We start from the raw sequence: 22091 nt of genomic DNA on the forward strand, positions 1-22091 counted from the left end.
CTCCTATTTCCAGTTATGAAATTTCACTATTCAATCTTTTCTGTGTACTTTGTTTCTACACGAACAGCTTTACCGTTTTGCCAAATCACAACTTGTTCACCAAATCCCGTCTGTGGTTTTTCGTATGGAGTAACTTGTCCACCTTTAACCACGAAAATACGGTCTTTCGTAATATCTATTTCAGCTGTTAATTGTTTAGATTTTGTAAAGATTTCTTTAGACATATATGTCCCACCAATCTATTAAGTTATAATCAACGTAATCATCTATCGATGAATACCCTATATCATGACCAGAAGCTTCCTGATCTTTTTTTATTTCAAATACTCAACTACAGTTTGAGGCGAAAAACCACTTCCTAAATATATCCGCACTGGAATGGCTTCTTTATGGTCCCTTGCTGCCTTGCATAATTCTTCAGCTGCTTCCCAATTAAAACTTTTATCTGTAGCTCGTATAAATCGCCAGGCTCCCATTACATGTTCTTCAAAAGTTTCATAACGATTATCAGGTTTGATTGTACGTGGGAGCTCATCAATACTTTTGGCATTTCGAGGAACTACAACACGCACATCAGCATATGCAACATTTCCGGTTCCTCTTTTTACCTTTGCTTTAGTTACATCAAACTCCATGATATTTGGCTCAACATCAAAAATATTTAACTGCTTTGCCATTGCTTACTTCACTCCTTATTAAGCTGATATTATGGAATTTATTTACCTAGCCATCCCTTCGATTCGCCTTGAGCCATAATGGCATTCATTAATTCATTTGCACCTTCTCTACTTACAAACATTCTGCCATCTAGCAACTCAACGTTATTATCTGAGACTTCACCAGTTACAAAGCATGCCTTTTTATTTTTATTTAGAACAATACTCTCACCATCAACATGAAATTCTAATGCCGTTCCTTCAGTAATACCTAAAGTTCTACGTAACTCAATCGGAATAACCACGCGGCCTAACTCGTCAACTTTTCTTGAAACACCTGTATTTTTCATCTGAATTCCCCCCGTTTATTAGATATATTTAAATCTGCTTAGCTTCCAAATAACTGAAGACGCTGTTTAGCGATTTCTCTTCGATAACTTGTTGCCTTATTTTCTACTGTTAAGCTTGTTTCGACCATTCGATCATAGGAGCGTTTTCCAATCCGTTCTTGTAGTTGCTTTGGATGTAAATTACTTGTATACAATGTTGGAATTTCTTTACGATAACGACCATCGATAATGTTAAATAGCTTTTCTTCTACCCATTCAGTTGCTTTTTCTGCTCCAATATCATCTAAAATTAGTAAGTCGCACTCTAGTAGGGCCCGCATGATTTGTGCTTCATTTTCTTTGTTTTCACTATTGAAAGTGCTTCGAATCCGCTGCAAAAGTTCTGGAACACTTTGAAAAACTACAATATGACCTTTCTTTGATAACTCATTTGCTATTGCCGCTGCTAAATGCGTTTTCCCGTTTCCTGGATCTCCCCAAATCATTAAAGATTCACCGTTCCAACTTTTAAACTCTTGTACATATTTTTGGGATATTTGCGCTGCAGTTATTGATCTGTCTCTTTCTAGAAATGATTCAAATGTAGATTTTTTAAAACGTTCTCCAAGATTGTTAATGCTAAATAACCTTTCAACTTCTTTGCGACGTTGGAAACTTTGCGCTTCACGAATACGCGCTTCTTCTTTTTCTACATGACAAGGACATGCTGGAAAGACCTTACGTTTTAAATTTAGTGATACTACTTCTACCGAAATAGCTGGAATAAATGTTTTACACTCTGGACATTCATAACCTTCTGCGTTTTCATCACAAGCCGATGTATTCAAAATCCTGGTCATTACTTTGTTGAGAGCTTCCATTATTTGAGCCTCCCTTAAATGCTCTTTTTTGTTGTATAGGTTTTTCATTTAAATAACCTTCAAATTTATTACCAAACAATGTTTCTGGTCTTAAGTATGGATTCATATTGAAATCATTGAGCCATTGAGATGTTTTAACGTCAATAACATACTTAAAATCTTCTAATGTAAAACCATCTTTAAATCTAGCTTTGATTAGCGATCTTGTTTTATCCGTTTTATCTTTATAAGACTTACCTGCTTTATGATTTAGATAAGAAACAATTTCTTCATAAGGAATAGATGTTTTTGAAGATATGTCCTGATTACCTTCAGGACTATATTCTTTCTTTATATCTTCTTCTAAATCTTTATCTATATCTAAATCTTTATCTTCTTCTTTGTCCGTGACTTCTTCGTGACCTGTCACGTGACATTCTTGTGGAGAATTTAAACGAGCTTGTTTCTCTCTTTCTCTTTGGCGGCGCTTTCTCTCTCGATTTTGTTCTTTAATCTCATCTAAGCGATCTAAGCTCTGATGTTTCCCCCAATTTGTGATATTGATGTAATGATTTTCATCAATATCAATCATTCCGAATTGTTTAAAGGTATTAAGTGCCATTCTAACTGTATTAAGGGGCCTATTAAAAAGGGTAGAAAGCATCTCTTCTGTATATGGGATATTTTCATTTAAGAAAACGTATCCACTTGCATTTATTTTTCCAGCTTGCGCTAAAAGCTTAATCCATATAATTAATAATGTATCTGCTTCTGGCATACTCTCGATTAAACGGATTTTTTCATCTTCAAACATAGTAGTAGAGAGTTTAATCCATTTTACTTTTACTTCTGACAATGTCTTTACCTCTCTTTCTGTGGTTGGTATACTGATGACATATGTTTTTTCTTAATGACTCCTGCTGCAACAGGGGTCTTTTTATGCATTTAACACATACTCAATAATGTGGGCCGGAATATTTACTTCACGCATCCGATTAGCAACCATTTCAACACGATCACGTTCTTTCTTATTGAAGAAAAGCTTTGCCAGTTGCTCATCACATTCTTTCGCTTTGTTCCCCCACTCTTCATACTCTTTATAAGCTTCATAGAATTCTTTCGTATTGCCCTCTGCATTTTTCTGACTAACGATACGAGATAGTAAGAATTGATTCTTTATGTAGTTCTCTTTCTTGTTGCGCAATGACTTTGCTAATTCTGCATCTTCCGGAAGAACCAGATTTTCAATTGACATATTGTTCACCGCCACTCTTCACAAGAGCGTTTATACACACGAACCGATTTTCAATAAGACGACGCTGCTTCTTGTTTGGTAGTTTGTAATGAGCCAATAGCTTAAGATAATCAGCTACTTTTACGTTGTTGTAGTTGATTGATAGTTTCATTGCGCTCCACCTCCTTGCGTTCAGCTGCTAATTTCTTGAATTTAGCTGGATTCGCTAATATCTCTTTGATAATAGGTGCGCAAAATCTTTTTGTTTGTTCTCCGTTTAATACGATTTTCAAGATTACTACCTCCTAAATCATTGGTCTCCAACCGTTAATGAAGTTTAACGCTTCGTTGAAATCTTTCTTCAAAATGTCGCGATAACTATTTACATTGAATGCATCTTTTAAATTGCGACCAAGTAAACCAAATAGTTTACGAGTTGAATCATGCACTTCGCTATTGATATGACAGTTATCTCTTAAGTAGTAAATTCGCTTTGCTTTCGTTTTTTCTATAACTCGTTGTTGTCCATAATCAATTGTTAGTTGATTTTCAACAACATTTTCTAATGTAGAAACTCGTTTATTTAAATTACTTGTACCAGCTGCGAGAAGTTCAATTTGTCCAAATGGATCATTAGGAACCTTTTGTTGTTTTTGGATGTACTCTTTCAAACGTTTGAATTCTTGAATGAATTTAATTTTTGTTTGCACCGCTTCTCTTGTGTTGTATCCAAATACGACTAATGTGAACGCTTCTTCGGTTAGATTGTATTTAGGGTACTCTTTTCCTCGACTTCGATAATTTGACTCCCGAAAATTTAGGAGCGAAAATTCTTCTCCTGCATATTCCATTTGCTTGCGAATGTCTGTCATTACATGGTCATGTCGCTTACCAAACATTTCAGCAACGGTTAAACTGTCGGTTACTACATCACCGTTATTTTCAAAAACTAAAACTTGCTGTGGAACTTCATTTACTACTGTTAATTGATCTGTCATTTTAAATCCTCCTCGCATACTTCTAATCCCAAAACATCTGCAATTCTTTTCTTTTGCTTTTTCCCTTTTCGAGAACCTTTTAAAATATCTGATAAATATGAAACTGAAATTTCTAGATCGGAAGCTAATGAAGTAAGTGTTAAATCCCGTTCTAACAACACTTTCCTCACTTCTATACCAAAATCAGAATACTTCATCTTGATGTACACACCTTTCTTATGAGAAAATTTTCGCTAAAACATTGACTATAATTTAGCAAATATGCTAAATTAAAAGTATGAAAAAAAGACACAAAAATCCCAATATTACATCGCCCCCCAGCGATCATTACTGCTTTATCAATACGGTATTTTTATGTCCTTTTTCGCTAATAAATTAGCTTACAGGTATATATTAATAGCATATTTGCTATAAGTCAACAAATAAATAGCAAATATGCTAAATTCAACCTGCGCTAAATTGGAAAGGTGATTAAAATGACTTTAGTTAATACGATTAAAAGTCTATGCGCACAACGAAAAACTACAATTTCAGCACTAGAACGTGAATTAGAATTTGGTAATGGTACCATACGTAGATGGGATAAAACCTCACCATCTGCAGATAAGTTACAAAAGGTTGCTGACTATTTCTATGTAACAATTGATTCCTTATTAGGGAGAGAAAATCAACCTCAATTAAATCGAAAAGATGAAAAAGATATTGAAAAACGAATGGAAGAAATAAAACGCGATCTAAAAGATTCACAAGGACTGATGTTCTCTGGTGAACCAATGAGTGAAGAAGCTGTAGATTCTTTATTAGATGCAATGGAGTACATTGTTCGACAAACAAAGATTATCAATAAAAAATACATTCCTAAAAAATATCGTAAAGATAATTAACGTAAGTTCAGGAGTGATCATATTGAAATTCGTAATAAACAACACAATCAATCAACTTTGGAAAAAATATAACACCAAAGACCCTTTTGAACTTGCTAATTCTCTAAATATAAATGTTTTTCACCATGACTTACACGAAGAAATTAATGGATTCTACAAGTATGACAAAAGAAATAAATTTATTGCTATTAATAGTAACTTATCTTCAACTATGCAAAGGGCGGTTTGCGCACATGAATTAGGACATGCTATTTTGCATCCTCAAGCAAATACCCCTTTCTTACGAAAAAACACGTTTTTATCTGTTGATAAATTAGAAATTGAAGCAAATATCTTCGCTGCGCTTTTGTTAATAGATGAAAAAACTATTGTTCCAGGTGATACAAAAGCATGTATAGCATATAAGAATAACATTCCAGTGGAATTATTAGAGTTTTATAAGTTTTATTAGAAGGAGGTGATGATTTTTGATTATTGACTTAGCTATTGAAAGAGAAAAAAGGAAACAAAAAGAAATGTTGAAAATCCCCATCGTTACACGCATTTACGAGGAAGATGGCGAAACGAAATACGAAATCGATGGTTATATCGATACTCCGAAAGAATGGATTAAGGTGGAATAAATGATGAAATGTGCAATTTATAGACGCGTATCAACAGATATACAAGCTGAAAAAGGCTTCTCTTTAGAAGCTCAAAAAATGCGATTAGAAGCATATACACAATCACAAGGATGGGATATTATTGATGATTACATGGATGATGGTTATAGTGCTAAAGACATGAACCGCCCCGAACTCCAACGATTATTAACTGATATGAAAGAACAACGATTCGATGTAATACTCGTTTATAAATTAGATCGTCTATGTCGTTCAGTACGAGATCTTAACGATATGATTGAGGATTTCGAAAAATATCGCGTTAAGTTTAAGAGTTCAACCGAGGCATTAGATACAACAACCGCAACAGGTCGTATGATGATTAATATGATTGGAACATTAGCACAATGGGAGCGAGAACAGACTGCTGAGCGAGTTACAGAAAATATGTACAAACGTGCTGAACTTGGTTTATTTAATGGCGGAGTAATTCCATTCGGTTATATTAAAACTAATGATAGTATCATCATTAATAAAGATGAAAGTGTAATTATCAAAGAAATGTTTGAACTAGCTCTTTCAAATGGTTTTTTAGCTGTTTCTTTAAAGTTAAACGAGAGAGGTTACAAGACGAGAGGTGGTCACAAGTGGCATAAGGAAGCCGTTAAACGTATCTTAACAAACCCTATTTATTGTGGTTATAGACGTTATGGAGTTCAAGGTAATGATTCTAAAGAAGTTGTTATATCAAAATTCAATGCAAAAGGTTTTAAACCGATAATATCTAAAGAAATGTTTGATGAATGTCAAAAGATATTTGAAAATAGAAAGACTAATGCACCAAAACCACGATATGGTGAATATAATTATTTTTCTGGAATTTTCGTTTGTCCTAACTGTGGTCAAAGACTATCAGCCGTTACATACATGATTAAAGGTAAAAAATATAAGTATTACAAGTGCGCTAAAAAAGCACAAGGATTTTGTAAGGGTTATAACGTAAGCCTAGAAACACTGGAAACAGCATTTTTAAAAACTCTTAACCTAACGTTAGATAACATAGAAATTAATATTTCCGACAAGATAGACCTTGATTCAATAAAAAAAGAATTAGATAATTTAGCAAAAAAGAAAGAAAGAGTAAAAAATTTATATCTCGACAATGTTATAGATCGTGATGAAATGAAAGAAAAAATAGACATTATAAATGAGAAAGAAAAAGAATTGTACACCCTTCTATCACAAGAAGAAGAAACCATTTCTGTAGAAGTTGTAAAAGAAACACTTGAAAACTTGATTTATAATTGGAATATCATTTCTGATGAAACAAAAATGTATGCTATTCGAAGTATTTTTGACAGCATAGAATTTAAAGAAATTAGCAAGGCAAACGGAAGATGGAAGAAAGCTGTAATTGAGATAACTGGATATAAATTGAGATAGTTTCATACTATCTTTATTTCAATGTATAGGTACGTTACCATCTGAATACATACCACCAAAATATACAAGGTCTGGTTTTTTCGCGACAACTTGGTTTAACACACCACTAAAATCTTTCTCACCAACTGTAATCCCTTCATAGCCGACAATTTTTGCACCTAGCTTTTCTGCTTCTTTTTTAAATGCATCGGCTAACCCTGTACCATATGCCGTTTTATCTTGAATTACAAAAATATTTTTTGCCTTTACTGTTTCAGTCGCATATTTCGCCGCTGCCGGACCTTGGAAATCATCTCTTGCAACAAGGCGTGCAACAGTTTTTAATCCACGTTCTGTTAATTCAACTGCCGTACTTGATGGTGATACCATAACAAGATTTGCTTTCTCATATGTTTCAGAAGCGGCAATAGATACACCTGACATTAAATGTCCGACAACGCCTAATACTTCTTTATCAGCCGCGACAGACTGAGCATTAGCAACTCCTTTTTTCGGGTCACCTTGATCATCTTGCGGAACAAATTGTAAGTCAAAACCTAGTTTTTTAAACTCTTCTTTTTGTTTATCTACCGCAATTTGCGTTCCAAGCTTAATAGATTCTCCAAACGCAGCCGATCCACCAGAAAGAGGGGATTCAGAAGAAATCTTAATTACTTTACTTGTCCTTGCTTCATTTTTCGTAGAAGCTGAATTATCATTTCCTTTACCCGTACACCCTGCCATCATTCCCGCTAATAAAACTCCTGATAACAAAAGCGATATCTTTTTCTTCACTGTACTCCCCCTAAATTCGTAATATTTTTAATATTTAAAATATTAATTCATACATAAAGGTTGCACAATAAAAATCGTTAGTGTTTTCTCGTAAAATTCCGACATGATTTGCTAACATACAAAAAGAGTCAGCACATGCACTGACTCTACCATTTCACTATAATTCCTTGCGACTACTTTGTAAACAAGCTGTAATAACACGAATCACATTTAGGGCTTCCTCAGCAGTAACAGGTGGCATTTCTTGTTTCACCATCGCATCTCGGACACCTTTATAATAATTCTCATAACACCCTATTTCTGTTGGAATACGAATTTCTTGTTCCTCTGTGGAAAGAGTAGCATACATATGTATAGCATCTTCTCCATATCCTTCATCACCAGGTTTCATTCCTGCCTTTAGCTGCTCTTCTTGGGAATCCATTCCATATTTAACAATCGAGCCTTTTTCACCGTGAATGCTAAAATGTGGTCCCGCACATTTAACGTGACTACTGCTATGAAGAATAACACGCATTTCTTCGTAATGAAGAATGATATGAAAATAATCATCTATTTGCGATCCTGGGCGCTGATTGATAACATCTGCATAAACTGCTCTCGGCATTCCAAATAGATGTAACGCTTGATCAATCAGATGTGAACCTAAATCAAACAGCATTCCTGATCCTGGTAATTTATGTTCCCGCCAACGATCGCGAACATGCGGACGAAATCTATCAAAATGAGCTTCATACGTATAAACTTTACCGATTTTATCATCTTGTAATAGTTTTTGAATCGTTCTGAAATCGTTATCTAAGCGGCGATTATGATATACACTTAACACAACGCCATGCTGCTTCGCTAACGCTATCAACTCCTCTCCTTCTTCAACAGAAACGACAAAAGGTTTTTCAACGACAACATGTTTACCACGGAGAATTGCCTTTTTTGCATATTCAAAGTGCGTTGTGTTAGGAGATGTAATGATAATAAGATCAATGTTCTCTTGCATAACAAGCTCATCGATTGTTGTCACAACTTCTATATGTGGAAATGATGCTTTTACTTTCGCTTCTTGTGAAGAAACAATCGCGCGAATTTCGTAATCTTCGATTGTTTGTAGCAGCGGAATATGGAAGGTTGTACTAGAAAATCCATAACCCACAATACCAACACCTATTTTGTTCATAAAACCCCTCCAAATTATGTATGGAATATGATGAACTTTTATTATATCAACTTATCTTTTTTCTACATAATGTTTTGCTTTTTATCCCGCTATTTGTGGGCAGTAATACTCCCACCTCAAAATTCAGCGAAAGCATTGTCCAGTTCCAGTGGCTAGAATCTCCGGTCGTTTCGCCCCCTCGGACGAGGCAGAAAGCGCCTCTCTGTCAGGGGCTCCAACGTCCTGCGATTCTGAGCGAGCCGCTTCCGCCTTTCTTAAGAAGTTAGGTGGGAGATAAACTGCCCGTAAAAGCCCGATTGGTGAGGGCTGATAATCAGTAGGGGGTGAAGAAAACCCCCACTGATTAAAGTTTCACTTTATAATGGCAACATAGATTAATATAACAAAGAGCCACCCTACTTAGGGTAGCCCTCATATTATGCTAAATACGCTTCTTTCACAAATTCATTATGCATCAATGATTTCCCTTCTCCTACCATTTTAATTTCTCCTGTCTGAATTACATATCCACGATGTGCAATTTGCAACGCTTGATACGCATTTTGTTCAACAAGTAAAATCGTCATTCCTTCTTTATTGAGCTCTGAAATAATTTCAAAGATTTGCTCAACAATAATTGGCGCAAGTCCCATTGAAGGTTCATCTAACATAAGTAAATGAGGCTGGCTCATAAGCGCACGTCCTATTGCAAGCATTTGCTGTTCACCACCACTCATCGTACCACCCTTTTGTTCTAGCCGTTCTTTCAACTTCGGAAAATAGTGAACGGTACGCTCCATCCGTTCCTTCACTATTTTTTTATCCTTTACTGAAAATGCCCCCATCTCTAAATTCTCTTTTACTGTGAGGCGTGAAAAAATTCGTCTTCCCTCTGGTACATGAGCAATTCCAGATAAAGCTGTTATGTGCGGAGATTGTTTCGTAATCTGTTTATCCTCAAACAAAATTTCTCCTGACCTCGGTATAACAAGGCCACTAATCGTCTTTAACGTCGTTGATTTTCCAGCCCCATTACATCCAATAAGCGTTACAATTTCACCTTTTCCTACAGAAATATTAATATCTTTTAATGCGTGAATACCACCATAATACGCATTTATATTTGTAAGCTCTAGCAAAATACTCCCCCCTTTTTTACCTTTTTCGAACGATTTTGTATCATTTTTTACGTTATTCCGTATTACTTCTCTAACACTGCGCTTTTCCCTAAATACGCTTCAATAACTTTTGGATTGTTACGAATATCTTCCGGTCTTCCTTCTGCAATTTTTTCACCGTGATCTAATACAATGATATGCTCAGAAATCTCCATGACAAGTTTCATATCATGTTCAATTAATACAATTGTTACGTCCAGCTCTTCACGCATACGGTATATAAGAGCTGTTAATTCCTTCGTTTCTTTTGGATTCATTCCGGCTGCTGGCTCATCCAATAGTAATACTTGCGGTTTCGCCGCGAGCGCCCTAGCAATTTCAAGGCGCCGCTGTGCCCCGTACGATAAATTTTGCGCTTCTTCATTTAATAAGTGGGCTAAACCTACATATTCTAGAAGCCCATATGCTTTTTGCTGCGCTCGTTCTTCTTCTCTCTTTACCCCTGGCAAATGTAACAAGACCCCAAAAAGATTACTTTTTAAATGATTGTGAAGTCCTACCATTACATTTTCAAGTACCGTCATATTGTTAAAAAGACGAATATTTTGAAACGTACGAGCAATACCATGCTTTGAAATATCATGCGGCTTCAAACCAGTGATCTTTTCTTCTCCAAGTAGAATATCACCTTCATCTGGCTTATACACACCTGTTACCATATTAAAAAACGTCGTTTTCCCTGCTCCGTTCGGTCCAATTACAGCTGTAATCGATCCTTTGCTTACTTTCATATCAACACTTTTCACTGCAACAAGTCCGTCAAACCGTTTTGTAATATTTCGAACTGTTAAAATCGTCATATTCTCACCCCTAGGCTCCAAATACGTTCTCTTTTTGTGTTTCTGATTCAATTTGTTTTACCCTATCTTTTTTCAGCTGCTCTTCATTAAATTTCCGATTTTTCGCAGGTATGAGTCCTTGCGGGCGATACAAAGCAAATAAAATTAAAATTCCTCCAAAGATAAAACGCTGCATTTTAGCTGGAGAAAGTGCATCCGGGATCGTAACCGTTCCATTTAGGTTTAATTGGTTTAGCCAGTTTGTTAATTCAGTAAGTACTTGTAAATTTAAAATTGTCATAACGGCTGCTCCTAAAATAACCCCCGGCACACTCCCCATACCACCAAGCAATACCATAACAAGAATGGTAATTGACTCTAGTAATGTAAAACTTGTTGGATCGACAAAAGTTTGTTTTGCAGCAAAGACAACACCCATCATTCCAGAAAATGATGCACCGATTGCAAACGCCAACAACTTTGTTTTCACAAGCGGAATTCCCATCGCTTGAGCGGCAATTTCATTTTCACGAACTGCCTTCCAAGAACGGCCTATTTTTGAAAACTCTAGTCGTTTTACAATAAAAATTACGAGTAATAAAATACCGAGTACAATGTAGTACACTTGGCTTGATTGTAAAAATGTAAACCCAAATAAGGAAGGTGGTTTTACGGAAGATAAGCCCATTGCACCGTTTGTAATATTAACCGGCTTATCTAAATTATTAAAGATAATACGGATAATCTCCCCAAACCCAAGTGTCACAATCGCTAAGTAATCACCTTTCACACGTAAAACCGGGATACCAAGCAAGACTCCAAATACTGCCGCAATAAAACCGCCTAGCAAAATAAAAATCCAAAAACTTTCTCCTGACAATGGATATTGACCAAATGGCATAAAGTTATTTGCTTGAGCTGTTGCAAAAATACCGTATGTGTAGGCTCCTATTGCAAAAAAAGCGACAAATCCTAAATCTAGCAATCCTGCAAACCCAACAACGATATTTAACCCTAGCGCCATTGCTATATAAATTCCAACTAATGTCGTCACTTCCATATAAGACTGATAAGCTGGTCCGCCACTTGCTGTGAATGGAAGCAATATAACTAACACAAATAACCCTATTAACCATTTCCATTTACTGTGCAAATTTGTGTAATACAATAATAAAAGAGACAATAATAATAGTAGAAATGCCGTTACGGACTTTTGTGCAAAATATAAGCTTGCAGCAGTTATACCCATATAAAGGACTAATAGTATAAGTTGCATCTTCGTATTTTCCCTTATCATTTCTAACCACTTTTTCATTATCATCACCTACACTTTCTCGGCAACTGCTTTGCCGAAAATACCTTCTGGTTTAAAAATTAAAACGAGAATTAAAATTCCAAAGGCAAATACATCTTTATATTCAGCTCCCAATATTCCAGAAGATAAAATGGATAAATTTGCAGCTGCAAACATTTCTAGCAATCCAAGCAATATACCGCCAACCATTGCACCTCGGATATTACCAATCCCTCCCAAAACAGCTGCCGTAAAAGCTTTTAATCCTAAAATAAAACCAATGTACGGATCTATCGTTCCATATTGCACTGCAAACAGGACACCCGTTGCTCCGCCAAGTGCGGAACCGATAAAAAACGTAAGAGAAATCACCTTGTTCACATTTACTGACATTAATGAAGACGTATCACGATCTTGTGCAACAGCACGCATCGCCATTCCCCACTTTGTTTTATTGACGAAAAAGTCTAAAGAGAGCATCATAATAACCGCAAGAACGAGTAGAATAAGTGAAGATGTTTTAAGACTGGCGTTATTAAAAGAAGACATAATTGCTGAAGCCTGTACCGTGATTTGGTCATTGAATAAAGTAGGACCTGTTATAATGTAATTTCCTTTTTTTAATTCAGCGATAAAGCGAACGATATCTTGCAGCAGAAAAGACACACCAATTGCTGTGATTAACGTAATAAGTTTCGGTGCTTTTCGAAGCGGTCGATATGCAACCCTTTCAATCCCCATCCCAAGAAAACCCGTTATAAGAGATGTTGCAACTAAAACAAGTAACAATGCTAGTAAAGCTGGCATAACCGTCATCCAGCCAAACCCCATAAAAACAAGGAAAATTGTTGTGCCAATAAAAGCACCCGTCATAAAAATTTCTCCATGAGCAAAATTGATAAGTTCTAATATCCCATATACCATCGTATATCCTAACGCGACAACCGCATACACTGCACCAAGTGTTAATCCGTCAATTAGCACTTGAGGAAGTGTATGCATGACTTCTCCAAACATAGAAATTCCTCCTCTTTATTTTTCTCTAAAAAAGGTACGGAACATCAGTACCGTACCCATATCACCTTACTTTTTCTCTACTTCCCCCTCTTGTCTTCCTGGATATTTTTGCTCTGCAAATTTATAAATATATACTTTTGCAAACTTATTATCACCCTTGCTATCAAATCCTACGTTTGTTACCGCTCCTTCAAAATTATTTGTTTTCCGAACAGTATCGCGCACTTGTTCCCTTGTTGGCACTTTGTTGTTATTTGCTTTAATCGCATCTTTCACTCCTTGCAGGAGTACACCCGCAGCATCATATCCATAAGCTGAATATCCTTCTACCTCTTTATTAAATTTGCTCTTATAATCATTCGCAAATTTCTTTCCTTTTTCCGTCGTTTTCGGATCAGCAGCGATAGAAGTGTAATACGTGTTCTCAATAGAGTTACCTGCAATTTCTACCATCGTTGCTGAATCCATACCATCACCGCCCATAAACGGAATCGTAAGACCTTTTTCACGCGCTTGCTTCACCAATAGCCCACCTTCTGCATATAGACCACCAAAGTAAATTAAATCCGGTTTTTTCGCGAGTACTTTATTTAACACACCGTTAAAATCTTTTTCTCCGACCGTAATAGATTCATAACCTGCAATCGTTCCCCCTAATTTTTCAACTTCTGTTTTAAACGCTTTTGCTAAACCTGTTCCATAAGCTGTTTTATCATCAATAATAAAAACGCTTTTTGCCTTCAGTGTTTTCAATGCAAACTCGGCCCCGGCAGGACCTTGAAAATCATCTCTTGTACATATACGATTGACTGCTTTTAAATTACGATCTGTTACTTCAACAGCAGTATTTGTGGGTGATACCATAACAACATTGTTTTTCTCATATACTTCAGAAGATGGAATTGCAACTCCTGAATTCATATGTCCAACAACACCGAGTATTTCTTTATCAGCGCCAATAATTTGTGCATTCGCAACACCTTTTTTCGGATCAGCTTGATCATCATATGGCACAAGCCTTAGTTCATATCCTAATTTTTTAAACTCTTCTTTTTGTTCTTCTATTTTCAATTGTGCGCCAAGCTTAATTGCTTCTCCCTGCGTTGCAGAACCACCAGAGAGCGGTGATTGCGTAGCAATTTTTATGACCTTTCCACCCCCACCTCCCGTACTTGCTGTATCAGCATTACCATTTGTTTTATTGCCGCATCCTGCTAATAACCCAAACATACATACCGCCGAAAGAACAAAAGTAAAATTCTTCTTTTTTATCACCCATATACCCCCATTTTATTTTTTCTGAACATTTAAAATATTTAGTTAAATGATAATAGAAGTACCTCATTTGTACAACTACCATTTCGCAGACAAATTTAGACAAAAACGCCCGACTCATATAATGAATCGGGCGTTTTCTTACTGTTCTTTTTTCCGCGGCCACGTTTCCACAACAAGACCAACATCGCTTACATCTATTAATAAACTTCCATTACTATAACGATCTTTATTCCGAAGTGTTTGCGGATCAATTTCTTCTACAATTTGTTTTTCTGTCCGCATACAAACAACTTCATTATTCCGAACAACTTCCACACCAACAATGCGATATGGATTCTTTTTCAATTCTTTAAAGATAACGAGACCTCGTTTTGCTCTCGTCGATTTTTCAATTTCTGTTGCTTTTAATCGTTTTACTGCACCTCGCTGCGTAACGAGAACAAGTTGATCTTTCTCAGAGTTTATAGGAAGACCACATACAACGTAGTCATCTTCCTTCACATTCATTCCTTTCACACCCGCTGCCCGCACACCAACTGGGCTCACTTCTTCTTCATTGAAAACAAGTGCATAGGCACCATGTGTAGCAAGAAGAATATCTTGCGTTCCATCTGTAACAAAAATATCGACGACTTCATCATCTTTCTTTACATTAACCGCGACAAATGCACGTGAATAACGCTGCACTTTATATTGATTCAATTCTGTTTTCTTAATCATGCCATTTCTAGTGACAAACGTAATAAATCGTTTCTCTTCCTCAAAATTTGGAACAACAGTTGCAAAGACGAGCGTTTCAGCACGGTCAAGCGAGACAATATTCGCAACGTGCTGCCCTAGGTCTTTCCAACGAATATCCGGCATTTCGTAAACTGGAAGATATATATAGTTCCCTTTGTTTGTAAATAAGAGAATCGTTTCCGTCGTATTCGTATCAAAGCGATCTAATAATACGTCGCCTTCTTTCATACCAAAATCTTTTCCACTGGAAGCATTATGAGAACGCCAACCTGTACGCTTTACATACCCTTCCTTCGTTACTGTCACAATCACATCTTCTTGTGGAATCATGACTTCAACATCAATTTTAATTTCTTCAATTTCTTCTTCAATAACAGAACGGCGATCGTTACTATACGTTTTCTTAACTCTCTTCAAATCTGTTTTAATTACTTGAAGGAGCTTCTTCTCACTTTGTAGAATGGCTTGCAATTCTGTAATTTTTTTCTGTAATTCATCAGCTTCTTTTTCCAGAGCTGTAATATCTGTATTTGTTAAACGGTACAATTGAAGCGACACAATTGCTTCTGCCTGTACTTCTGTAAATGAGAATTTTGCAATTAAGTTATCTTTCGCATCACGCTTATCTTTTGAAGCACGAATTACTGCAATAACTTCATCTAAAATAGAGAGAGCTTTCATTAAACCTTCAACAACGTGTTGACGTGTCTCTGCTTTTTTTAATTCGTACTGTGAGCGTCGTGTTACGACTTCCTTCTGATGTCCAATATAAGAATCTAAAATTTTAGGAAGTGTCATCAACGTTGGACGGCGATTATGAATCGCTACCATATTGAAATTGTATGGTATTTGTAGTTCTGTATTTTTATATAAGTAATTTAAAATACCTTCTGCATTTGCATCTTTTTTCAATTCAATGACAATCCGAAGACCTGTACGATCTGTTTCATCACGTACTTCAGCAATTCCATCTAATTTCTTATCTAAACGAAGTTCATCCATTTTCTTAACAAGATTCGCTTTATTTACTTCATAAGGAATTTCTGTAATAATAATTTGCTGTTTTCCGCCGCGAATTGTTTCCACTTCTGCTTTTCCGCGAATGATAATTTTTCCTTTTCCGGTTTCATACGCTTTCTTAATACCAGCAAGACCTTGAATAATTCCACCTGTTGGGAAATCTGGTCCTTTGATGACTGTTAATAACTCATCAACATTACAGTTTGGTTTATCAATGCGCATCATCGTCGCATCGATAACTTCTCCAAGATGATGCGGTGGAATTTCAGTTGCATAACCAGCTGAAATTCCCGTAGATCCGTTCACTAAAAGGTTGGGAAACATAGCTGGTAATACAACTGGCTCTTCACTTGTATCATCAAAGTTTGAAACAAATTCCACTGTTTCTTTATCAATATCACGCAATAACTCAGAAGCAATCGGTGATAAACGAGCCTCTGTATAACGCATTGCTGCTGCCGGATCACCGTCAACACTACCATTATTTCCGTGCATTTCAACTAATACGTTTCGTACTTTCCAATCTTGGCTTAAACGCACCATTGCTTCATACACGGAAGAATCACCGTGGGGATGATAGTTACCAATTACGTTACCAACTGTTTTTGCGGATTTACGAAATGGTTTATCGTGCACGTTTCCTTCCACATACATCGAATATAAAATCCGGCGTTGTACTGGTTTTAAACCGTCGCGTGCATCTGGAAGCGCACGATCTTGAATAATATATTTACTATAACGTGCAAAGCGGTCGCCAAGCACATCTTCAAGCGGGAGGTCATGAAACTTCTCTGCCTGCATGTTATTCCACCTCCGTTGCCATAATCATTTCATTTTCTAGAATATTGCCTTCTTCTTGCATACCAAATTGAACATTGCGTTCAATCCATTTGCGGCGAGGCTCTACTTTATCGCCCATCAATGTTGTCACGCGGCGTTCCGCTCTTGCAGCATCATCAATTTTCACGCGGATTAATGTGCGCGTCTCTGGATTCATCGTTGTTTCCCATAATTGATCTGCATTCATTTCACCAAGACCTTTATAACGCTGAATTGTATAACCTTTACCAACCTTTTTTATCACGCCACCTAACTCTTCATCTGACCAAGCATATTCAATGACTTCTTTCTTTCCTGTTCCTTTACTTACTTTATATAAAGGAGGAAGTGCAATGAATACTTTCCCAGCTTCAATTAGTGGCTTCATATAGCGATAGAAGAATGTTAATAGCAGCACTTGAATGTGTGCTCCATCTGTATCAGCATCGGTCATAATAACGATTTTGTCATAATTGATATCTTCAACTGAAAATTCTGCTCCAACACCGCCGCCAATCGCATAAATAATCGTGTTAATCTCTTCATTTTTGAAAATATCCGCTAGTTTTGCTTTCTCTGTATTAATTACTTTACCGCGAAGTGGCAGAACAGCTTGGAAACGACGATCACGACCTTGTTTTGCAGAACCACCTGCAGAATCGCCCTCTACTAAATATAGCTCGTTCTTTTGCGGATTACGGGATTGTGCTGGTGTCAGCTTACCACTTAGTGTTCCTTCTGAACGTTTTTTCTTCTTACCGCCTCGTGCTTCTTCACGTGCTTTTCTTGCTGCCTCGCGTGCTTGCGCTGCTTTGACTGCTTTTTTCACAAGAAGCGTTGCCACATCTGGATTTTCTTCTAAGAAATACGCTAAGTGCTCTGATACAACAGCATCGACAGCTGAACGCCCTTCACTTGTTCCAAGTTTCCCTTTCGTTTGCCCTTCAAATTGAAGCAACTCTTCTGGAACACGAATGGAAACAATTGCAGCTAATCCTTCACGAATATCCGTTCCTTCTAAATTTTTATCTTTCTCTTTTAACAAAGAAACTTTACGTGCATACTCGTTAAAGACACGAGTCATCGCTGTTTTAAACCCCGCTTCGTGCGTACCGCCATCTTTCGTACGCACATTATTCACGAAGGAAAGAATGTTCTCAGAATACCCATCATTAAATTGAAAAGCTAATTCTGCTTCTATTCCGTTTTGCTCTCCAGTAAAATATACAACCGGGTGTAAAGAATCTTTCTCTTCATTTAAATATGAAACAAACGCTTCAATTCCCGTTTCATAATGAAAAACATCTTCCAAATCGTTACGTTTATCCTGAAGTACTATTTTCATACCTTTTAATAAAAATGCTGATTCACGTAATCTTTCGCATAACGTTTCATAGTTATAATTCGTTGTACTAAAAATTGTTTGATCTGGTTTAAAATGAATCGTTGTCCCATTATCTTTTGCTTTTCCAATTTTCTCAAGCGTTGTAACTGGAACACCGCCATTTTCAAAGCGTTGTTCGTATACGTAACCATCTCGTTTAATTGTAACAACAAGCCATTCAGACAGTGCGTTTACAACTGAGGCACCAACACCGTGTAAGCCACCGCTTGTTTTATAACCGCCTTGTCCAAATTTACCCCCAGCATGAAGTACAGTTAAAATAACTTCAGGTGTTGGTTTTCCAAGCTTATGCATTCCTGTCGGCATACCGCGCCCTTTATCTACTACACTTATACTATTATCTTTATGTATGATCACTTTAATTTCATCACCAAATCCCGCTAATGCTTCATCAACGGAATTATCTACGATCTCATATACTAAATGATGTAATCCGCGGCTATCCGTACTCCCGATATACATACCCGGGCGTTTCCGAACGGCTTCAAGCCCCTCTAGCACTTGAATTGCATCTTCATCATATTGAAACTGACGCTTAGCCAAACTCCTTGCCCCTTCCTATCCAAAAGTCAGAACGTGTGTTCCTTATTATAGAATAACGCCTTTTCCTTACTTTTGGCAAGTCACGTTATCTCTTTTATATACTATTTTCATAAGAAAAATCCTTGTTTGTCACAAGGATTCCTCTACGCTACTATTTCAGAAAAATAATCGTTTGTCAAACGAAACATGGATATGTATTCCAAAACAACTACATACTCCACCATTTTATAATTAACAAAATGATAATCATCCAAAATGGAGTGACAAGCAGCAATCCCCACAAACAACCTTTAAAGAACTTCATGATGAACACCTCGTCCATCTGCTTTTCCCTATTATTATAAATAGGAATTCAATAAACTTCACAAATAAAATTTATCCCGCATTAACAAGCAGTAATACTCCCACCTCAAGATTCAGCGAAAGCAAAAAAAGTTAGGTGGGAGATAAACTGCCCGTAAAAGCCCGATTGGTTCAACTAGTAATCAGCGGGGGATAAAGCCCCCCTCTGATTAAAGTTTCACTTTATCTCGTCATTGCATGCTCAACTTTAATGCAGCGATTCATAATAACAGTATAGCCTTTTTCTTTCAAAAAATAATATGTTTCTTCGTCTTGTAAACCTAATTGTGCCCAAAATGTATCCGCTTCAATCTGAACAAACTCTTTTGCAACATCCATTAAAAACTCAGAACGACGAAATACATTGACGATATCAACAGGCTCTTTTATTTCAGTTAGCGATTTTACCGCCTTTTCTCCCAATATGTAATCTGCCCTTGGATTAACAGGAATAATACGGTACCCTGCATCTTGCATCACTTTTGACACCATATACGAAGTGCGTTCTGGATTATCAGATAATCCGACAACTGCAATCGTCTTACTATTTTTTAAAATCTCTCCAATTTCCGTACGAGTTGGATTTTCAATTGTCATATGTAATCCCTCCTGTTCATTTAGTATAGCCGATAAAGAAAGTCTCTTTCAACATGAAAGAGACTTTCTTTATTAATTCAAGCTACCTTTATCAGCTAACGTAACTGTTTTCTTTATTTTCTCACCATTTCGGTACGCTGTTACTTCGATTTTATCGCCAACTTTTTTCTTCTCGTATAAGTACTTACGGAATTGCACTGCATTTTCTATTTTTTGGTCATCAAATCCAACAACAACATCATATTTTTGCAATCCTGCTTTTTCTGCTGGTGACCCTGGCTCAACCTGTGCTAACAGAACTCCCGCCGTTACATCCTTCGGTAATTTTAATTGACCTACTGCATAGCTTGGGAATTCATCAAGACCTCTTACTTGAACACCCATTACAGGTCGTTTTATTTCGCCAAATTTTTCAAGGGAGTCAATGACCGGTTTCGCTATATTAATTGGAATCGCAAAGCCAATTCCTTCGACTGCTTGCTGTGCAATTTTACTAGAGTTAATACCGATTACTTCACCATTTTGATTGAATAGTGCACCGCCGCTATTCCCTGGGTTAATCGCTGCATCCGTTTGAATCACTTGCGCTTGCCAATCAGGACGTTGGTCATTGTTAATATCAACTGGAATTTCACGATTTTTACTACTAATAATTCCTTCCGTTACACTTCCATCAAAGCCAAGCGGATTACCAATTGCAATCGCAGGTTCTCCAGCACGGATTTTATCTGAATTTCCTAGAGTGGCAACTTTGTTAACATTTTTCCCATCAATCTCAACGACAGCTAGATCTAACACTGGATCTTTTCCTACTAATTTTGCTTCAACATTTGTTCCATTACTTAACTTTATTTGTAATTTATTCGCACCGTCAACAACGTGGTTATTCGTTACAATCAGCGCTTTATCTCCAACTTTTTTATAAATCACACCTGATCCTGATCCAGCCTTAGATTCTTGTCCTTGTGGATCGGCGGAAAATGGATCTACACTTTTTTGAAAGTTAATTACACCGACAACTACTTCTTTTGCTCCTTCAATCATTCCAGGAAGGTCCGTTTCACCTTTTGTTTTATTCACAACTGGAACCACTGTTCCCTCTACCTTTGATTGTGAAACTACACTATTATTTGTCCAAGGCATATAAGGAGCTGCAAAGCTGATTGTAACAGCACCGATCACAGCACCGACAACCCCTGTGAAAAAATATCCTTTTTTGCTACGTGATTTTACAATTTCCGTCCGAGTTTCATTTGTTTCTGTTTGATCATAGTATCCCATAAATTATTTATCCCCTCTCTGCTGAAATCGTATTTTTAGTATAAACACGGTGTGTGTACTTTCTGTGAACTCATCGTGAAATCCAAACAAAAAAATACTACCATATTCATTGTAGACACATATACAAAAAATTGTACATGCAATGAATATAAAGGTGGATAAATAGCACTACTATTTACTCTTCGAATTTATATCCTACACGAATAACTGTACCGATATGCTTTGCTTTATCTCCTAACTTATTTCGAAGTTTCTTAATATGTGTGTCTACTGTACGATCATCTCCGAAGTAATCATATCCCCAAAGTTGATCTAATAAATGCTGGCGAGATAATACAATTCCTTTATTCTCCATCAAATAAACAAGTAGCTCAAATTCTTTATGTGTTAATATTATTTCTTCCCCTTCTACCGTTACCGTACGCGACAAACGATTCACATCGATACCAGCAAGCGAGAGCATATTTTCTTCCGCTTGACCTACTGCACCGTCTGCGCGCTTTAGTAATGTCTTGGCACGGGCAACTAAAATCTTTGGACTAAACGGTTTTGTTACGTATTCATCTGCTCCTAATTCAAAACCAAGTAAAGTATCATCTTCATCTGAACGAGCTGTCAGCATAATGATTGGTACAGCTGATTCTTTCCTTACGCGTCTACATACAGACCAACCGTCAATTTCCGGTAACATGATATCTAATATAATTAAATCCACTGTATGCTCCGCAAACAGTTCTAATGCTTGCTTGCCATCTTCAGCTTCGACAACTTCAAAGCCCTCATTACGAAAATAATCACTAACAATTTCTCGTAATCTTCTTTCATCTTCAACAAGTAAAACTGTTTTATTCAATTCTATCCCGT

General features: G+C 36.7%; 24 protein-coding genes and 1 pseudogene. 4 read left to right on the forward strand and 21 right to left on the reverse strand.

From position 1 onward, the window contains the following. Window positions 1–26 precede the first annotated feature (26 nt). The 9 genes from MR076_RS20360 to MR076_RS20400 all read right to left on the reverse strand — a co-directional run bounded on the left by MR076_RS20360 (window position 27) and on the right by MR076_RS20400 (window position 4274). On the reverse strand, window positions 27–224 hold the full coding sequence (locus tag MR076_RS20360; protein ID WP_242223677.1) for a DUF3954 domain-containing protein: 198 nt from the start codon (window positions 222–224) through the stop codon (window positions 27–29). Between the two features lie 90 nt (window positions 225–314). Beyond that, complete coding sequence (locus tag MR076_RS20365; protein WP_242223679.1) at window positions 315–677, reverse strand: cell division protein SepF; 363 nt, start codon at window positions 675–677, stop codon at window positions 315–317. Between the two features lie 38 nt (window positions 678–715). Next, window positions 716–1006, reverse strand: coding sequence for an AbrB/MazE/SpoVT family DNA-binding domain-containing protein (locus MR076_RS20370; protein ID WP_242223681.1), 291 nt, complete (start codon window positions 1004–1006; stop codon window positions 716–718). A gap of 38 nt (window positions 1007–1044) precedes the next feature. Next, window positions 1045–1866: an ATP-binding protein gene (locus MR076_RS20375; RefSeq protein ID WP_242223683.1), complete on the reverse strand. Its 822-nt coding sequence runs from the start codon at window positions 1864–1866 to the stop codon at window positions 1045–1047. After that, window positions 1814–2701: a phage replisome organizer N-terminal domain-containing protein gene (locus MR076_RS20380; protein ID WP_242223686.1), complete on the reverse strand. Its 888-nt coding sequence runs from the start codon at window positions 2699–2701 to the stop codon at window positions 1814–1816. The genes MR076_RS20375 and MR076_RS20380 overlap by 53 nt, the downstream gene beginning before the upstream one ends. Window positions 2702–2782: 81 nt before the next feature. Further along, window positions 2783–3100, reverse strand: coding sequence for a hypothetical protein (locus tag MR076_RS20385; protein WP_242223689.1), 318 nt, complete (start codon window positions 3098–3100; stop codon window positions 2783–2785). Then, window positions 3090–3251, reverse strand: coding sequence for a hypothetical protein (locus MR076_RS20390; protein WP_242223691.1), 162 nt, complete (start codon window positions 3249–3251; stop codon window positions 3090–3092). Before MR076_RS20390 ends, MR076_RS20385 begins: the two co-directional genes overlap by 11 nt. Before the next feature lie 133 nt (window positions 3252–3384). Beyond that, the gene (locus tag MR076_RS20395) at window positions 3385–4077 is read right to left on the reverse strand and encodes a Rha family transcriptional regulator (protein WP_242223694.1); all 693 of its coding nucleotides are present in this window, start codon (window positions 4075–4077) and stop codon (window positions 3385–3387) included. Continuing rightward, the gene (locus tag MR076_RS20400) at window positions 4074–4274 is read right to left on the reverse strand and encodes a helix-turn-helix domain-containing protein (protein WP_242223697.1); all 201 of its coding nucleotides are present in this window, start codon (window positions 4272–4274) and stop codon (window positions 4074–4076) included. Before MR076_RS20400 ends, MR076_RS20395 begins: the two co-directional genes overlap by 4 nt. A gap of 279 nt (window positions 4275–4553) precedes the next feature. Here MR076_RS20400 and MR076_RS20405 point away from each other — a divergent pair, with 279 nt between their 5' ends. Genes MR076_RS20405 through MR076_RS20420 form a run of 4 tightly spaced genes read left to right on the forward strand, consistent with a single transcriptional unit; the run spans window position 4554 to window position 7006 of the window. After that, window positions 4554–4961 (forward strand): helix-turn-helix domain-containing protein, encoded by a 408-nt coding sequence (locus MR076_RS20405; RefSeq protein WP_242223700.1) that lies wholly within the window; start codon window positions 4554–4556, stop codon window positions 4959–4961. 22 nt (window positions 4962–4983) lie between these two features. After that, the gene (locus MR076_RS20410; RefSeq protein WP_242223703.1) at window positions 4984–5412 is read left to right on the forward strand and encodes an ImmA/IrrE family metallo-endopeptidase; all 429 of its coding nucleotides are present in this window, start codon (window positions 4984–4986) and stop codon (window positions 5410–5412) included. 16 nt (window positions 5413–5428) lie between these two features. Then, on the forward strand, window positions 5429–5584 hold the full coding sequence (locus MR076_RS20415) for a hypothetical protein (protein WP_242223705.1): 156 nt from the start codon (window positions 5429–5431) through the stop codon (window positions 5582–5584). Between the two features lie 3 nt (window positions 5585–5587). Beyond that, window positions 5588–7006, forward strand: a complete 1419-nt coding sequence (locus MR076_RS20420; protein ID WP_242223707.1) for a recombinase family protein — start codon at window positions 5588–5590, stop codon at window positions 7004–7006. A gap of 24 nt (window positions 7007–7030) precedes the next feature. Here MR076_RS20420 and MR076_RS20425 read toward each other — a convergent pair. The 12 genes and pseudogenes from MR076_RS20425 to MR076_RS20480 form a co-directional block, all read right to left on the reverse strand. After that, window positions 7031–7732 (reverse strand): annotated as a pseudogene (locus tag MR076_RS20425) (branched-chain amino acid ABC transporter substrate-binding protein); the annotation flags it as partial. 205 nt (window positions 7733–7937) lie between these two features. Beyond that, the gene (locus MR076_RS20430) at window positions 7938–8954 is read right to left on the reverse strand and encodes an oxidoreductase (RefSeq protein WP_242223710.1); all 1017 of its coding nucleotides are present in this window, start codon (window positions 8952–8954) and stop codon (window positions 7938–7940) included. A gap of 416 nt (window positions 8955–9370) precedes the next feature. Next, window positions 9371–10072 carry an ABC transporter ATP-binding protein gene (locus tag MR076_RS20435; protein WP_242223713.1) on the reverse strand — a complete coding sequence of 234 codons (702 nt, stop codon included), beginning with the start codon at window positions 10070–10072 and terminating at the stop codon, window positions 9371–9373. Between the two features lie 62 nt (window positions 10073–10134). Continuing rightward, window positions 10135–10911 (reverse strand): ABC transporter ATP-binding protein, encoded by a 777-nt coding sequence (locus tag MR076_RS20440; protein ID WP_242223716.1) that lies wholly within the window; start codon window positions 10909–10911, stop codon window positions 10135–10137. Between the two features lie 10 nt (window positions 10912–10921). Further along, complete coding sequence (locus MR076_RS20445; protein WP_242223719.1) at window positions 10922–12205, reverse strand: branched-chain amino acid ABC transporter permease; 1284 nt, start codon at window positions 12203–12205, stop codon at window positions 10922–10924. A 9-nt stretch (window positions 12206–12214) separates the two neighbouring features. Continuing rightward, window positions 12215–13201 (reverse strand): branched-chain amino acid ABC transporter permease, encoded by a 987-nt coding sequence (locus MR076_RS20450; RefSeq protein WP_242223722.1) that lies wholly within the window; start codon window positions 13199–13201, stop codon window positions 12215–12217. 66 nt (window positions 13202–13267) lie between these two features. Continuing rightward, a complete protein-coding gene (locus MR076_RS20455) occupies window positions 13268–14476 on the reverse strand; it encodes a branched-chain amino acid ABC transporter substrate-binding protein (RefSeq protein ID WP_242223725.1) in 1209 nt (402 codons plus the stop codon). A gap of 141 nt (window positions 14477–14617) precedes the next feature. Beyond that, complete coding sequence (parC, locus tag MR076_RS20460) at window positions 14618–17041, reverse strand: DNA topoisomerase IV subunit A (protein WP_242223726.1); 2424 nt, start codon at window positions 17039–17041, stop codon at window positions 14618–14620. Window position 17042: 1 nt separating this feature from the next. Continuing rightward, window positions 17043–19007, reverse strand: coding sequence for a DNA topoisomerase IV subunit B (gene parE, locus MR076_RS20465; RefSeq protein WP_242223729.1), 1965 nt, complete (start codon window positions 19005–19007; stop codon window positions 17043–17045). 525 nt (window positions 19008–19532) lie between these two features. Next, complete coding sequence (locus MR076_RS20470) at window positions 19533–19946, reverse strand: CoA-binding protein (RefSeq protein WP_242223740.1); 414 nt, start codon at window positions 19944–19946, stop codon at window positions 19533–19535. 72 nt (window positions 19947–20018) lie between these two features. Then, on the reverse strand, window positions 20019–21227 hold the full coding sequence (locus MR076_RS20475; protein ID WP_242223743.1) for a S1C family serine protease: 1209 nt from the start codon (window positions 21225–21227) through the stop codon (window positions 20019–20021). A gap of 175 nt (window positions 21228–21402) precedes the next feature. Beyond that, window positions 21403–22080, reverse strand: a complete 678-nt coding sequence (locus MR076_RS20480) for a response regulator transcription factor (RefSeq protein ID WP_242223745.1) — start codon at window positions 22078–22080, stop codon at window positions 21403–21405. Between the last annotated feature and the right edge of the window lie 11 nt (window positions 22081–22091).

The sequence above is a fragment of the Bacillus cereus group sp. BfR-BA-01380 genome (assembly GCF_022663535.1).
In the GTDB taxonomy this organism is placed as follows: domain Bacteria; phylum Bacillota; class Bacilli; order Bacillales; family Bacillaceae_G; genus Bacillus_A; species Bacillus_A cereus_BB.

Excerpts from the sequence above, each read along its gene's own strand:
- MR076_RS20365 (WP_242223679.1), bottom strand. The coding sequence starts at position 677 with ATGGCAAAGCAGTTAAATATTTTTGATGTTGAGCCAAATATCATGGAG.
- MR076_RS20450 (WP_242223722.1), bottom strand. The coding sequence starts at position 13,201 with ATGTTTGGAGAAGTCATGCATACACTTCCTCAAGTGCTAATTGACGGA.
- parC (WP_242223726.1), bottom strand. The coding sequence starts at position 17,041 with ATGCAGGCAGAGAAGTTTCATGACCTCCCGCTTGAAGATGTGCTTGGC.
- MR076_RS20375 (WP_242223683.1), bottom strand. The coding sequence starts at position 1,866 with ATGGAAGCTCTCAACAAAGTAATGACCAGGATTTTGAATACATCGGCT.
- MR076_RS20430 (WP_242223710.1), bottom strand. The coding sequence starts at position 8,954 with ATGAACAAAATAGGTGTTGGTATTGTGGGTTATGGATTTTCTAGTACA.
- MR076_RS20400 (WP_242223697.1), bottom strand. The coding sequence starts at position 4,274 with ATGAAGTATTCTGATTTTGGTATAGAAGTGAGGAAAGTGTTGTTAGAA.
- MR076_RS20395 (WP_242223694.1), bottom strand. The coding sequence starts at position 4,077 with ATGACAGATCAATTAACAGTAGTAAATGAAGTTCCACAGCAAGTTTTA.
- MR076_RS20390 (WP_242223691.1), bottom strand. The coding sequence starts at position 3,251 with ATGAAACTATCAATCAACTACAACAACGTAAAAGTAGCTGATTATCTT.
- MR076_RS20420 (WP_242223707.1), top strand. The coding sequence starts at position 5,588 with ATGAAATGTGCAATTTATAGACGCGTATCAACAGATATACAAGCTGAA.
- MR076_RS20370 (WP_242223681.1), bottom strand. The coding sequence starts at position 1,006 with ATGAAAAATACAGGTGTTTCAAGAAAAGTTGACGAGTTAGGCCGCGTG.
- MR076_RS20360 (WP_242223677.1), bottom strand. The coding sequence starts at position 224 with ATGTCTAAAGAAATCTTTACAAAATCTAAACAATTAACAGCTGAAATA.
- MR076_RS20405 (WP_242223700.1), top strand. The coding sequence starts at position 4,554 with ATGACTTTAGTTAATACGATTAAAAGTCTATGCGCACAACGAAAAACT.
- MR076_RS20440 (WP_242223716.1), bottom strand. The coding sequence starts at position 10,911 with ATGACGATTTTAACAGTTCGAAATATTACAAAACGGTTTGACGGACTT.
- MR076_RS20445 (WP_242223719.1), bottom strand. The coding sequence starts at position 12,205 with ATGAAAAAGTGGTTAGAAATGATAAGGGAAAATACGAAGATGCAACTT.
- MR076_RS20470 (WP_242223740.1), bottom strand. The coding sequence starts at position 19,946 with ATGACAATTGAAAATCCAACTCGTACGGAAATTGGAGAGATTTTAAAA.
- MR076_RS20385 (WP_242223689.1), bottom strand. The coding sequence starts at position 3,100 with ATGTCAATTGAAAATCTGGTTCTTCCGGAAGATGCAGAATTAGCAAAG.
- MR076_RS20475 (WP_242223743.1), bottom strand. The coding sequence starts at position 21,227 with ATGGGATACTATGATCAAACAGAAACAAATGAAACTCGGACGGAAATT.